The sequence below is a fragment of the Halorubrum sp. SD690R genome (assembly GCF_005435035.1).
GTDB lineage: Archaea > Halobacteriota > Halobacteria > Halobacteriales > Haloferacaceae > Halorubrum > Halorubrum ezzemoulense.
In genome coordinates, this window is the sequence record NZ_SGTV01000004.1 from 1 (window position 1) to 11,394 (window position 11,394).

Genomic DNA, 11,394 nt, shown 5'->3' on the forward strand with positions numbered 1-11,394 from the left:
CCCGGAGGTCGATCGCGTCGGCGTCGAAGAGCGCCGCGAGCCGGCTCGCAGGCCGGAACCCGGCGGTCATGGCGTCGACCGCGGGCTCGCCTGCGAACACGTTCAGCGGCGGGAGACCGGACGGGTCGCGGTCTCCCTCCCCGCCCTCCCCGCGCGCCTCACCGGCAAGCTCCGCGACGCTCGGCTCGACGAGCGCCGGGGCGGCCTCCCGGTACGCCTCGACGACCGCGCGGAGCAGTCGCGGTCCGGGGTCGACGAGGATCGGGTCGGAGAGCGCGCCCAGCGGGAGCGGATCCGGGGTCGAGGGGAGCGCGGGTCCGGTCGCCATCGACCCGTCCTACGGGCGCGACGGATTAAGGGTGCGGGGCGCGACAAGCGCACGGGACGCGCACGGAACTGCGGGATCGTGACGTGCCGGCTCGCGCGCCTTTTTCACCCAGCGGCCGGAACGCGAACGCGTGCCAACGCTCGACCTGTCGATCGGGCTCGGAACGTCCGGGCTCGACGACCCCGAGACCTGTACCGACACCGTCGCCGCGGCGCTGGACGCCGGCTACCGTCACGTCGACACCGCGCAGATGTACGACAACGAGGCGGCGGTCGGCGAGGGGATCGCCGCGAGCGACGTCGATCGCGACGACGTGGTCGTCGCGACGAAGGTCCACCCCGAGAACCTCGCGCCCGACGACGTCCGCGAGACGGCGCGGGCGAGCCTGGATCGGCTCGGCCTCGACCGCGTCGACCTCCTGTACGTCCACTGGCCGATCCGAGCGTACGACGCGGAGACCACGCTGCCCGCGTTCGACGAACTCCGCGATGAGGGGGTGACCGACCACGTCGGCGTCTCGAACTTCACGCCCGATCTGCTGCGCGAGGCCCGCGAGATCCTCGACGCGCCGATCGCGGCCCACCAAGTCGAGTGTCACCCGCGGTTCCGGCAGCCGGAACTGCGCGCCCTCGCCGACGAGTTCGACCACCGGCTCGTGGGCTACTCCCCGCTCGGCCGCGGGGAGATCCTCGACGATCCGGCGATCCTCGAAATCGCCGAGCGAAACGACCTCTCGCCGGCGGTCGTCGCGCTCGCGTGGGCGCTCGATCGCGGTATCGTGCCGATCCCGAAGGGGCGAGGCGACCACCTGCGGGAGAACCTGCGCGCAGTCGACGTCGACCTGCCCGACGAGGACCTCGATGAGATCGATGCGCTCGATCCGGGGGAACGTCAGATCGACCCCGACGACGCGGCGTGGAACCGCTGACGGGGCGGCCGGCTGACACCGCGATCAGACCGCGTCGAGCCGCGCCCGCAGCTCGGCGTCCGCCCGATCGACCAAGGCATCGAGGGGCTCGTCGAGGTACGGTACCCACTGATCGATGAATCCCGAGCGTCCGAGCATTCTGACGACCTCGTAGACTGGGCGCCGCCGTTCGAACCCCTCGGGAAGCCCCCCGGCGCGCTCGCGGTATCCCTCGCGGAGGGCCGCGGCGAACCGTTCCGAGCCGGTCGAGTCGAACCCGTTGAGCAGCTGGTCCTCCGCGCGCACCAGGTCCCGAGCCGGGTCGCCGGCGTGGGACAGCTCCCAGTCGATCGCCGCGACGCCCGGGCCGTCGGTAGCGTCCGCCCCGTCCCCTTCGGCCGTCACGAAGAGGTTCGGCTTCGTGACGTCGCCGTGGAGCAGCGCCGCCGGCGCGCCGTCGAGCAGGTCCCGGTTCGCGCGCACGCAGTCGACGACGGCGTCGTAGTGGTCGGCGAGCCGCTCCGAGGTGCCGATCTCGCGCGTCCGCTCGACCGTCGCGAGCAGCACGTCCGTCCACGGCGCGAACTCGATCGCGAGTCCGGTCTGCGCGTCGGGTCCCGCGGTCGCCGCTCCTTCCGCCGCGCTCCCGCGCTCCGCCCCCGCGCCAACGATCTCCCCGTGGCTCGCGAACCGGTCGGCGTGGAGCGCGGCGAGCGCACGCCCGACGCGGCGGAGCAGTCGCTCGCGCTCGTCGCCGCTCGCCGCCTCGTAGACGCCCAGCAGCCCTCGGCCGGGCGCCGGCGCCGTCGCGAGGTATGCCGGGTCGCCGTCGGGGTCGGCCGCCAGCACCTCGGGGACCGCGATGGGTCCGTGCTCCCGGACGTATCCGAGTACGGCGCGCTCTCGGGCGAGCCGGTTGCTCTCGTCGGCGAGCGCGATCTTGAGGAACGCCCGTCCGCCGTCGGCGAAGGCGACGCCGACCGTCTCGTTGGCGCCGTTCCACGAGGGGCCGACGCCGGTCAGCCGGTCGACCTCGCGGTCAGGAAACGCCGCGGCGAGCGCGCGGTCGATCGGTTCCGATCCGGTGCCGTTCATGCGTTCCGTTCCGCACGGCCCCGTGTTAATATTGTTGTCAGGACAGGGATGACCGTGCCACGTAAAATCTCGGAACACGTTTCAGAATCCTGTTACCGCGTGATTATCGATGCCCTCATACGTGTTGGTGAAAGATAATAAACTCGTGGAAGACGGGTCACCGGACGGGCGTATCGCGTTCGATGTCGACGCGACGACGCTCACCGTCCGCGACGTGATCGAGGGCGAGGAGATGCGGCTCGGCGTCGACCGCGAGCCGGATCTCAGTCCGGCGCTGCCCGCGTTATTCCCGTCTCCGGTCGACGACGCGGTCAGTTTCGAGGCGCAGTCGCTGACCGTTCCGGAGTACACGTCGATCGTCGTCCGCGACGACGAGGGCAAGTTCATCGGGCGGCCCACCGAACCGGCGGAGTTCCCGCGTGGATCGTACTGTATCGACATCACTGGCGTGACGAAGTCGTCCCTCAGGTTCGAAGACGCAGAACTCTCCGTGAGCGGGGTCGAAGGCTCCGACCCGGTCGAGATCGCGCTCGGCCGTCCGGCGACCGTCAGTCTCGGCGCGCGGTCGCTCCACACTCGTCCGGAGGCGACGATCACCGTCCCCGACGATCCGGAGGCGCTCGCGGCGGCGGTGTCGGTGTTGGGGTCGTCGATCCGGGAGTTCTCCGCGGAGCGATCCTGGCCGACCCTGCGGGGGTATCCGCCCCGAATCCGGCGAGGCGAGTCGCTCGATATTCCGACCCCGTTGACCGTCCCCGACACGGGCGTCGAGGTCGTCGTCCGACCGACGTACGCCGACGTGTACCGTCTCTCGACGCTCGCCTACTACCTCGGCGCACGGATGAAGATCGGCGAGGAACCGGCCGTCCGGCTCGACACCGGGTACACGGAGCGGCTTCCCGCCGACGGTCGCGGACTCGAAGAACGAGTCGGTGAACTACTGCGGACGTGGTTCTTCCTCGACACGCTCGTGCGGACCGACGGCTACACGCTCTCCGACAGGAAGGAGTACGAGCAAGTCGGCCCGCAACTCCCCTTTTACCCGCCTAATCTGGACGAACTCTCGCTAAGGGAGCGGCTGATGGAGTACCTGGAGGTCGATCCGGCGACCGTCGAGCCGCACGCCCCCGAGTGGTCGACCGAAGCGGTACTCCGCCCCGGTCCCGCGGGCGCGGAGCTACTGCCTCACCTCGCACACGTCCTCGCACCCGTCCGTGTCCGCGGTTCGGCCGAGCGGACACGCCCGGGCGACTCGGTGGGGCTCACGACGGCGGATCGGCCGACCGACGGTCCACAGTCCCCCACACACGACGACGACCCGATATCGGACCCGGACCCGGATTCGGACCCGATACCGGCGTGGACCGCCGCGGCGATCCCGGCGGCGCACGAACACGAACTCCAGCGAACCTCTCCGGATCCCGGGGAAGCGAACGTCACGCTCCTCGTCCGGTCCGCCGAGCGGGCGCGGCGTCTCCGCGAGACGCTCACGGACCCGTCGCTGGCCGCCGGCGTCGGATCGCTTTCCGTCCTCGAAACGCCGACCGCGGACACCGTCGCGGAGGTACTCTCGGACCCGTCGATCGACCTGTTGTACTGTGACCTCCCCCTCGACGGGGGCGCCCCGGTCGTGGACTCCGGTCGGGTCGAGTTCCAGCACCGCGCGGCAGCGGACGGTCGGTCGGCACCCGCCGTTAGCGTCTTCGAGGGGAGCCGACGCGTCGCGGTCGGAGCCGACGCGGTCCGACGCGGCGGCACGGGGTCCGCGGTGATCGACGGTCGTATTCCTGACGACCGGATACGAACGCTAGTTGAGCTGCTTGCCTCCGTGGGTCTCCCGCTCGACACGTCCCTCGCTACGCTACGACTCTCCGGTCGGGCTCCCGTCCGGTTCGCGGGCGGCACTTCTACGAACGTGGTGCCACCGAACCCTCCATCGCCACGACTTCTGTCGGCCGAGTCGGTATCGGAGTCGAAGCACCGGTTCAGTTGGCGAACAGTGCTGTGCCCCAACTCGTGGGTCGGTTCGGAGTATCAGATCGTTCATGATTGCTTCGACGGAAAGGACCGTCTTGTCGGTCGCAATCCGGAGGATCGGCCACTTGTCTCCTCTCAAAGGGTGGTAGACTCTTCGGATGAGCCCGACACCACGCTGTTCCTCAATGGCCAGTTCGTGTCCCCGACTGTCGATCTCACGGTCGAAGATGTCGAGAAATCGGCTCGCAGAGCGCTCGCGGCCGACGATTCGACCGCTGACCGTCCGACCGAACGCCGGGGCGAAACCGAGTGTCACGACTGACCTTTCGCACACGGCCGAGAGCGGTCCCCGTCCACGGCGGTCTCGTCGGATGTCCTCGGGACTCCCCTCTCGCCGACATTTTTTATCTTCCGGACGACGAACCGCCGCGTATGCCCCAAGTCCACCTTGACGAGGAGACGGTCGAGCGACTCGACTCCCTCCGGGTCGACGACGAGGAGTACGACGAGATCGTGACCGAACTGATCAACATCTACGAGGCGGAGGAGCTCACGCTGTTCCGCGGTAGCGATCTCGACTGAGGCCGCGGGGCGGACGGGTCCCCCGAACCCGGCCGTCGACTACTCCTGATACGCGAGGCGGACCTGTTCCCACTTCCCGACTTCCTCGAGGTGCGCCTGTAGCTCGTCGGCGTACTCCTGAACGAGCCGCTCGGCGGCCTCCAGCTCCTCGCCCGAGGGACCGCCGGATCCGCCCCCGCCGCCGAGCCCGAGTGCGCCCTTAATCGAGTCGACCACGCCCCCGCCGGACCCGCCGGAGTCACCGCCGGGAGCGCCGCCCATCCCCGCCATCTGCGACCGGAGGTTCTCCAGTTCCGGCATGATCGCGGGGAGGTTCGACGTGTCCGCGACGACGCGGGCGGCGTCGGGGTCGTCGGCGTTCTCGATCTCCAGATCGGTGGCCGTCATGATCAGGCCCCACTCCTGGCTGGAGAAGCGCGACGCGGCGACGCGCTCGTTGAACTGGTTGTCGACGGTCATCCGCTCGCCGACGATGGCGTCGGTCCACTCGCTCATGCGACTCCGTTCGCCGGTCGCGGTGAAAAGTCCGTCCCCCTCGCATCAGGGTGCGGACGCCGACGGGGCGCGCTCACGACCGCCGGAGATCGTCGAACGCGGCGCCCGCGAGTCCGGGTCCCAACGGCACGGCGACCGCGCCCTCTGCGACCGGAGAGGGATCGGGGGCGAGGTCCTCGTCGAGCAGCGTCCCGGTCGCGAGCCCGCAGGGCGACACCTCGGGGACCGCGGCCGCCACGTGGACGGCGGCCGTCCGCGCGACGACCGCGTCGATCGTGGTGGTGACCACCGGGTCGACGCCGGCCGACCGGGCCCGTAGCGCGGCCGCCAGCGCGCGGTCGGGGCCGCCGAGCGCCATCGGCTTGAGGACGACCGCGTCGGCGGCGTCCGCTTCGAGGACGGCGTCGACCCCGTGGACCGCGACCGACTCGTCGGCGGCGATCGGGACCCGCTCGCCGCCACCGTCGCGGCGAAGTTCCGCCAGCCCGCCGAGGTCGTCCGCCGGGAGCGGCTGCTCGACGTACGCGAGGTCGAACGCCGCCAGCGCGCCGAGCGCGTGACGCGCCGTCTCCCGGTCCCACGCCTCGTTCGCGTCGGCCCGGAGCGCGACCCGGTCGCCGACCGCGTCGCGGACCGCGCGGAGGCGCTCGACGTCGGCGTCGACGTCGCGGGCGCCGACCTTCAGCTTCAGGCAGTCGAACCCCTCCTCGACCGCACGCGTCGCCTCGGCGGCGGTCTCCGCCGGCCCGCCGTCCCCGACGGTCGCGTTGACCGGGACGGCGTCAGCGGGCGTCGCGGTCACGCCGGCCTCGACGGCGAGTTGCTCCGCGAGCGGCCGTCCCGCGTCGCGAGCTGCGGCGTCGGCGAGCGCGAGCGAGACGCCGTGTCGCGCGGCTGGCGTCGATTCCGCGTCCGGAACTCCCGGGACCGGTTCGGACATGTTCCCGGCTTCGAGGTCGCCGAGCGCCGCCGCGCAGGCGTCGCGCGACTCCGTCCACCCTGGGAGCGGAGTCGCCTCGCCGAGGCCGACCGCGCCTGACTCGTCGCCGCCGCGTCTAGCCGTGATCACGAACCCTTCCCGGCGACGGATCTCGCCGCGTGCGGTTCCGAGCGGTCGGGTCAGGTCGAGCGCGAATGGGCGGTGGCGCACGACCGTGACCGAGGCCTCGCCGCGAGGGTCGTCGTCGGTCACACCGCCAACCCGACGGCGAACGCGACGGCGTACGCCGCGAGCAGTTTGCCGGTCGACTCTAACGCGGGGTTGAGCGCCTCGCCCGAGGTCTCGGTGAGCACCGTCCGCGCGACGGTCGCCGCGAGCGGGAGAGTGACGAGCGGGAGCAGCGTCGCGAGCCCGTCGCCGCGCGCGGCGAACCAGACGGGGACGAGGTACGCGACGGCGAGCAGCGCGAGGTACTCGGCGCGAGCGAACCGGTAGCCGAACCGGACGGCGAGGGTGCGCTTGCCCGTCGAGGCGTCCTCCTCGCGGTCGCGGAGGTTGTTGACGACGAGGATGTTTGTCGACAGCGCGGCGATCGGGAGGCTCGCGACCACCGCCGCGAGCGCGACGGTGCCCTCCGGGGGCCCCGCCGGGAACCACCCTGCGAGCAGCGCGGCGGCCTGAACGTAGTAGGTCCCCGTCACCGCGATCACGCCGAAGAAGACGAACACGAAGAGGTCGCCGAGCCCGTGGTAGCCGAGGGGGTACGGCCCGCCGGTGTAGGCGATCCCGGCCGCCACGGAGGCGAGCCCGATCACGAGGATGGGGACGCCGCCGACGGCGACGAGGTAGGTCCCCACGAGGATCGCGGCCGCGAAGGTGAGCCACATCGCCCGCTTCACCTCGGCCGGCTCGATGAGGCCGCTGGCGACGACGCGCGTGAACCCCTCGCGGTCGTCGGTGTCCGCCCCTTGGATCGCGTCGTAGTAGTCGTTCGCGAAGTTCGTGCCGACCTGGATCAGCGCCGCGCCGACGAGCGCCGCGAGCGCGGGCAGCGGGGCGAACACCCCGTCGGCGAGCGCGAGCCCGACGCCGACGATCACCGGTGCGGCCGCGGCAGGGAGCGTCTGCGGCCGAGCGGCGATAACCCACGCGCGCCGACGGGTCACCTCGGTACTCATTGCCGCCGATTGGCGCGTGGCGTCCCTTAAGCTTGCTATCGCGGATCCCCGCGGACCGGCCCGAACCGGTCGCAGCGAACGGTACCGAGTGGCGTACACCTATGCCTCGCGGGTGCGAGCCCTTCGCCATGGCCCGCGTTCCCTACGCAGAGGCGTCTGACGTGCCGGACGAGTACGGGGAGCTCTCGGGGTCGTCGCTTCAGGGGAACCGCTTCACGTGTGCCGGTCGCTCGGCAACAACCCCGCGGTGCTCGCCGGCCTCTGGTCGTTCCCCGAGTCGCTGTGGACCGACAGCCGGCTCACCGAACGGGAGCGTGAACTGGTCATCTTGGCGGTATCGAGCGAGATCGGCAACCGGTACGAGTAGCACCAACGCGGTACCATCGCCTGCGGGGTCGGGACCGACGACGAAGCGATCGTCGGCATCGCCGCGGTCGCCGAGGGTACGACACGCTCGGCGGCGTCATCGACGCGTTCGACCCCGAACTGGAGTCGGGGAGCGAGTTCAACGGGTGGGACCCGCGCTAGCTCCGCGGCCGCAGGCCGCCCGGCACCGGGGCCACGGCACCGGACGGCTCGCGACCGATCGCCCGGTCTCGGCGACCGACAGGTTCGACAGGGACCGGCCCGTAACGCCTGTATGACCGACACGGAGGCCGCGTCGGCGAACGGCATCGAGGCGCGGTACGAGGAGACCGACGGCGAGCGACGGCTCACCTTCTCGCGGGACGGTCGGGAGGCGACCGTCGCGCAGAACGCCGACGGATACGCGATGTTGAAGGTCCGGACCGGCCCGGACGGCGACGAACTGGAGCGCTACTACGGGTTTGACATGGCGCTCGACCACGCGGCCGAGCTGCTCGGCGCCGCCGTCCCAGACCTCCCGGTGCCGGACGCCGCCGCCGATATGGGGATGTAGCCGGAACGCCGGCTCTCTCGGCACGCTGCCGCCGTCGTTCTCTGATCTCCCCCGAGCGGACAGCGCGAGCAACCGGCAGCATGATCCGGGACCCGGAACGCGAGACGAGCGGCTCCGTTCCCGATCGCCCATCTGTCGAAAGCGCCCGTCCGCCCGTCAGCATCCGTGTCGCGACCGTCGACGCCCGTGCCACCACGACGCACGACCCGGCAATGAATAACTCCAAAACATCATAGACGCAATTGAATATTCTCCATAGCCATATTGGCTTATGAGTGGCACCGGTATGCGGAGGTACGATGGAGCGAAGACAATTCCTCCGCGGCACCGGCGCGGCGATCGGCGGTTCGCTGCTCGCCGGCTGCGCGGGCGGAGGCGGCGACTCGGGCACAGTGACGGTCGATTACGCGTACTACAATCCGGTCAGTCTCGTGTTGCGCGAGAAGGGGTGGCTCGAAGCGGCGTTCGCCGACACCGGAACCGACGTCGAGTGGGTGTTGAGCCTCGGGAGCAACCAAGCGAACGAGTACGCCCAGAGCGGCGAGGCCGACGTCTCCTCGACCGCCGGAATCGCGGCGCTGATGGCTCGCACGAACGGCGTGTCGATAACGACGCCGTACGTCTATTCGGAGCCGGAGTGGACGGCGCTCGTCACGTTCGAGGAGACCGGGATCGAATCGGTCGAAGACCTCGAAGGGAGCCGCGTCGCCGCCACCCGCGGGACGGACCCGTACTTCTTCCTGCTTCAGGCGCTCGACGACGCCGGGCTGAGCGAGGAGGACGTCGAGGTCGTCAACCTCCAGCACCCCGAGGGACAGTCCGCTCTCGTCCGGGGAGAGGTCGACGCGTGGGCCGGACTCGACCCGCACATGGCCGAGTTGGAGCTCGAACACGACGGCGCGGAGCTGTTCTTCCGCGAGCCGCGGTACAACACGTACGGGTTCCTGAACTTCCTCGACGGGTTCCTCGCCGACCGGCCCGAGGACGCGCGTCGCGTGATCGAGGCCTATGAGCGGGGCCGCGAGTGGGCGATCGGGAACCCGACGGCGACCGCCGGGATCCTCGCCGACGCCTCCGAGATGTCCGAGCCGGTCGCGGAGCGCGTGTTCACCCAGCGGAACGACCTCTCGGAGCCGATCCCGGGCGAGCCCCACCGCGAACTGCTCGCGGACCTCTCGCCGATTCTCGAACGCGAGGGGCTCGTGACCGACGACGCCGACCCCGCCGGCAACGTCGACGACCTGATCGACTCCGAGTTCGCGAGCGAGGTCGTCTGAGATGGCCGCCGACACCCGCCGGGAGTCCGGGGTGTCCCGCGACTCCGACTCCGGCCGTGGGTCGACGGCCGGCGAGTCGGCCGGCGGCGCCGAGTCTCGCAGCCTCGGCCCGGTTCCCCTCCCCGCTGCCAGCCGGTTCCGGCCCCTGCTCGGGCTGCTCGTCCCCGCCGCGCTCGTCGTCGTCTGGCACCTCGTCGTCGCGACCGGGATCATCGCGGCGTACCAGCTGCCGACCCCGCTGCGCGTGGCGGAGACGCTCTACGGGATGGCCGCCACCGGCGAGCTGTGGGGCCACGTCGCGATCACGGTCCAGCGCGTCGTTCTCGGTGCCGGCCTCGGCATCGTCGTCGGAACCGTCTTCGGGACCGCCACCGGGCTCTCGCGGACCGCGAGCGACCTCCTCGACCCGCTCCTCCAGAGCCTGAAGAACATCCCGTCGCTGGCGTGGGTGCCGCTGTTCCTCCTCTGGTTCGGCATCGGCGAAAGCGCGAAGGTGCTGCTCATCGCTGTCGGCGCGTTCTTCCCGGTGTACCTCAACCTCTCGACCGGCATCGCCGCGGTCGACGAGGAGCTGTTGGAGGTCGCCGAGGTGTACGACCTCGGGCGCGTCGAGTCGCTGCGCCGGGTCGTGTTCCCGGCCGCGCTCCCGGACCTGCTCGTTGGGATCCGCGGCGGCGTCGGACTGGCGTGGATGTTCGTCGTCGCCGCCGAGCTGATCGCGGCGAGTCAGGGCATCGGATTCCTGCTGAGCGACGGGCGGACCCTCGCGCGGCCCGACATCATCGTGGGGTCGATCCTGCTGTTCGCGTTCCTCGGCAACTGCTCGGACGTCGCGGTCAGAGAGGTGAGAGACCGTGTCGTCGGACGCTGACCCCGTCCTCGCGGTGGACGACCTCCGGAAGCGGTACGGGGACACGGTCGCGCTCGACGGCGTCGACCTCGCGGTCGCGGACGGCGAGTTCGTCGCGGTCGTCGGCCCCTCCGGGTGCGGGAAGTCGACGCTGCTCCGCGTGCTCTCCGGACTCGAAGCCGAGTTCGCCGGGCGCGTCGCCGTCGACGGCGCGGACGTCAGGGAGGGGGGCAGCGACGCCGTCGGGATGGTGTTCCAGGAACCGCGGCTGCTCGACTGGGCGGACGTCCGGGAGAACGTCGCCGTCGGACTCCCGGCCGACGTCGACCCGGACACCCCGGCGGCTCGCGAGCGCGTCGACGACCTGATCGAGACGGTCGGGCTCGACGGGTTCGCCAGGAGCCGCCCGGAAGAGCTCTCCGGCGGGATGGCTCAGCGCGTGTCGCTCGCGAGGGGGCTCGCCTACGACCCCGCCGTGCTGCTGCTCGACGAGCCGTTCTCCGCGCTCGACCGGCTGACGAAGGCGGACCAGCAGGACCACCTGCTCGACGTCTGGGACGCGCGCGGGACGACCGTCGTCCTCGTCACGCACGACGTGGAGGAGGCCGTCTACCTCGCGGACCGCGTCGTCGTGCTCGGCGGGCAGCCCGGGAGGGTGGCGTCGGTCGTCGATGTCGAAATCGACCGGCCCCGCGAGCGGGCGGACCCCGACCTCGTCGCGCTCCGGCGCGAGGTGACCGACGCGCTCGGTCGGTAGCGGCGCGTCCGCCGGTCGACCCGGATATCGGTGCGGACCGACCGCCGATCACGGTGGAGATAGCGCCGTGAGACTCGCTGACTCGTCTC

The 11,394-nt window shown here is 71.1% G+C and carries 12 protein-coding genes and 1 pseudogene; 8 read left to right on the plus strand and 5 right to left on the minus strand.

Annotated elements, in window-relative coordinates; genetic code table 11:
* A pseudogene (locus EXE41_RS03480) lies at window positions 1–328 on the minus strand (hypothetical protein); the annotation flags it as partial.
* 130 nt (window positions 329–458) lie between these two features.
* On the opposite strand from EXE41_RS03480, the gene EXE41_RS03485 reads away from it, so the two are divergent.
* Window positions 459–1,256 carry an aldo/keto reductase gene (locus EXE41_RS03485; protein WP_086216971.1) on the plus strand — a complete coding sequence of 266 codons (798 nt, stop codon included), beginning with the start codon at window positions 459–461 and terminating at the stop codon, window positions 1,254–1,256.
* 24 nt (window positions 1,257–1,280) lie between these two features.
* On the opposite strand, the gene EXE41_RS03490 is transcribed toward EXE41_RS03485, so the two are convergent.
* Window positions 1,281–2,330: a phosphotransferase family protein gene (locus tag EXE41_RS03490; RefSeq protein ID WP_086216970.1), complete on the minus strand. Its 1,050-nt coding sequence runs from the start codon at window positions 2,328–2,330 to the stop codon at window positions 1,281–1,283.
* A gap of 145 nt (window positions 2,331–2,475) precedes the next feature.
* On the opposite strand from EXE41_RS03490, the gene EXE41_RS03495 reads away from it, so the two are divergent.
* Both EXE41_RS03495 and EXE41_RS19200 read left to right on the plus strand, forming a co-directional pair.
* Window positions 2,476–4,629 (plus strand): hypothetical protein, encoded by a 2,154-nt coding sequence (locus EXE41_RS03495; RefSeq protein ID WP_137690303.1) that lies wholly within the window; start codon window positions 2,476–2,478, stop codon window positions 4,627–4,629.
* A gap of 110 nt (window positions 4,630–4,739) precedes the next feature.
* Window positions 4,740–4,889 (plus strand): hypothetical protein, encoded by a 150-nt coding sequence (locus EXE41_RS19200; RefSeq protein ID WP_169514827.1) that lies wholly within the window; start codon window positions 4,740–4,742, stop codon window positions 4,887–4,889.
* Between the two features lie 39 nt (window positions 4,890–4,928).
* On the opposite strand, the gene EXE41_RS03500 is transcribed toward EXE41_RS19200, so the two are convergent.
* From EXE41_RS03500 to EXE41_RS03510, 3 genes are all read right to left on the minus strand, one after another.
* The gene (locus tag EXE41_RS03500) at window positions 4,929–5,384 is read right to left on the minus strand and encodes a DUF5799 family protein (protein ID WP_137690304.1); all 456 of its coding nucleotides are present in this window, start codon (window positions 5,382–5,384) and stop codon (window positions 4,929–4,931) included.
* Window positions 5,385–5,457: 73 nt separating this feature from the next.
* Window positions 5,458–6,576: a mandelate racemase/muconate lactonizing enzyme family protein gene (locus EXE41_RS03505; RefSeq protein ID WP_137690305.1), complete on the minus strand. Its 1,119-nt coding sequence runs from the start codon at window positions 6,574–6,576 to the stop codon at window positions 5,458–5,460.
* Complete coding sequence (locus EXE41_RS03510) at window positions 6,573–7,502, minus strand: 1,4-dihydroxy-2-naphthoate polyprenyltransferase (protein ID WP_086215680.1); 930 nt, start codon at window positions 7,500–7,502, stop codon at window positions 6,573–6,575. The genes EXE41_RS03505 and EXE41_RS03510 overlap by 4 nt, the downstream gene beginning before the upstream one ends.
* 217 nt (window positions 7,503–7,719) lie before the next feature.
* On the opposite strand from EXE41_RS03510, the gene EXE41_RS19575 reads away from it, so the two are divergent.
* The 5 genes from EXE41_RS19575 to EXE41_RS03535 all read left to right on the plus strand — a co-directional run bounded on the left by EXE41_RS19575 (window position 7,720) and on the right by EXE41_RS03535 (window position 11,305).
* On the plus strand, window positions 7,720–7,869 hold the full coding sequence (locus EXE41_RS19575; RefSeq protein ID WP_233125168.1) for a carboxymuconolactone decarboxylase family protein: 150 nt from the start codon (window positions 7,720–7,722) through the stop codon (window positions 7,867–7,869).
* A 273-nt stretch (window positions 7,870–8,142) separates the two neighbouring features.
* Entirely contained in the window at window positions 8,143–8,421 is a 279-nt protein-coding gene (locus EXE41_RS03520) for a hypothetical protein (protein ID WP_086215681.1), read from the plus strand.
* A gap of 299 nt (window positions 8,422–8,720) precedes the next feature.
* Entirely contained in the window at window positions 8,721–9,698 is a 978-nt protein-coding gene (locus tag EXE41_RS03525) for an aliphatic sulfonate ABC transporter substrate-binding protein (RefSeq protein WP_137690306.1), read from the plus strand.
* Window position 9,699: 1 nt separating this feature from the next.
* Complete coding sequence (locus EXE41_RS03530; RefSeq protein ID WP_086215682.1) at window positions 9,700–10,569, plus strand: ABC transporter permease; 870 nt, start codon at window positions 9,700–9,702, stop codon at window positions 10,567–10,569.
* On the plus strand, window positions 10,553–11,305 hold the full coding sequence (locus tag EXE41_RS03535) for an ABC transporter ATP-binding protein (protein ID WP_086215683.1): 753 nt from the start codon (window positions 10,553–10,555) through the stop codon (window positions 11,303–11,305). The genes EXE41_RS03530 and EXE41_RS03535 overlap by 17 nt, the downstream gene beginning before the upstream one ends.
* Window positions 11,306–11,394: the final 89 nt, after the last annotated feature.

Coding starts and splice junctions, on each gene's coding strand:
- EXE41_RS03490 (WP_086216970.1), bottom strand. CDS start 2,330: ATGAACGGCACCGGATCGGAACCGATCGACCGCGCGCTCGCCGCGGCG.
- EXE41_RS19200 (WP_169514827.1), top strand. CDS start 4,740: ATGCCCCAAGTCCACCTTGACGAGGAGACGGTCGAGCGACTCGACTCC.
- EXE41_RS03500 (WP_137690304.1), bottom strand. CDS start 5,384: ATGAGCGAGTGGACCGACGCCATCGTCGGCGAGCGGATGACCGTCGAC.
- EXE41_RS03510 (WP_086215680.1), bottom strand. CDS start 7,502: ATGAGTACCGAGGTGACCCGTCGGCGCGCGTGGGTTATCGCCGCTCGG.
- EXE41_RS03520 (WP_086215681.1), top strand. CDS start 8,143: ATGACCGACACGGAGGCCGCGTCGGCGAACGGCATCGAGGCGCGGTAC.
- EXE41_RS03525 (WP_137690306.1), top strand. CDS start 8,721: ATGGAGCGAAGACAATTCCTCCGCGGCACCGGCGCGGCGATCGGCGGT.
- EXE41_RS03530 (WP_086215682.1), top strand. CDS start 9,700: ATGGCCGCCGACACCCGCCGGGAGTCCGGGGTGTCCCGCGACTCCGAC.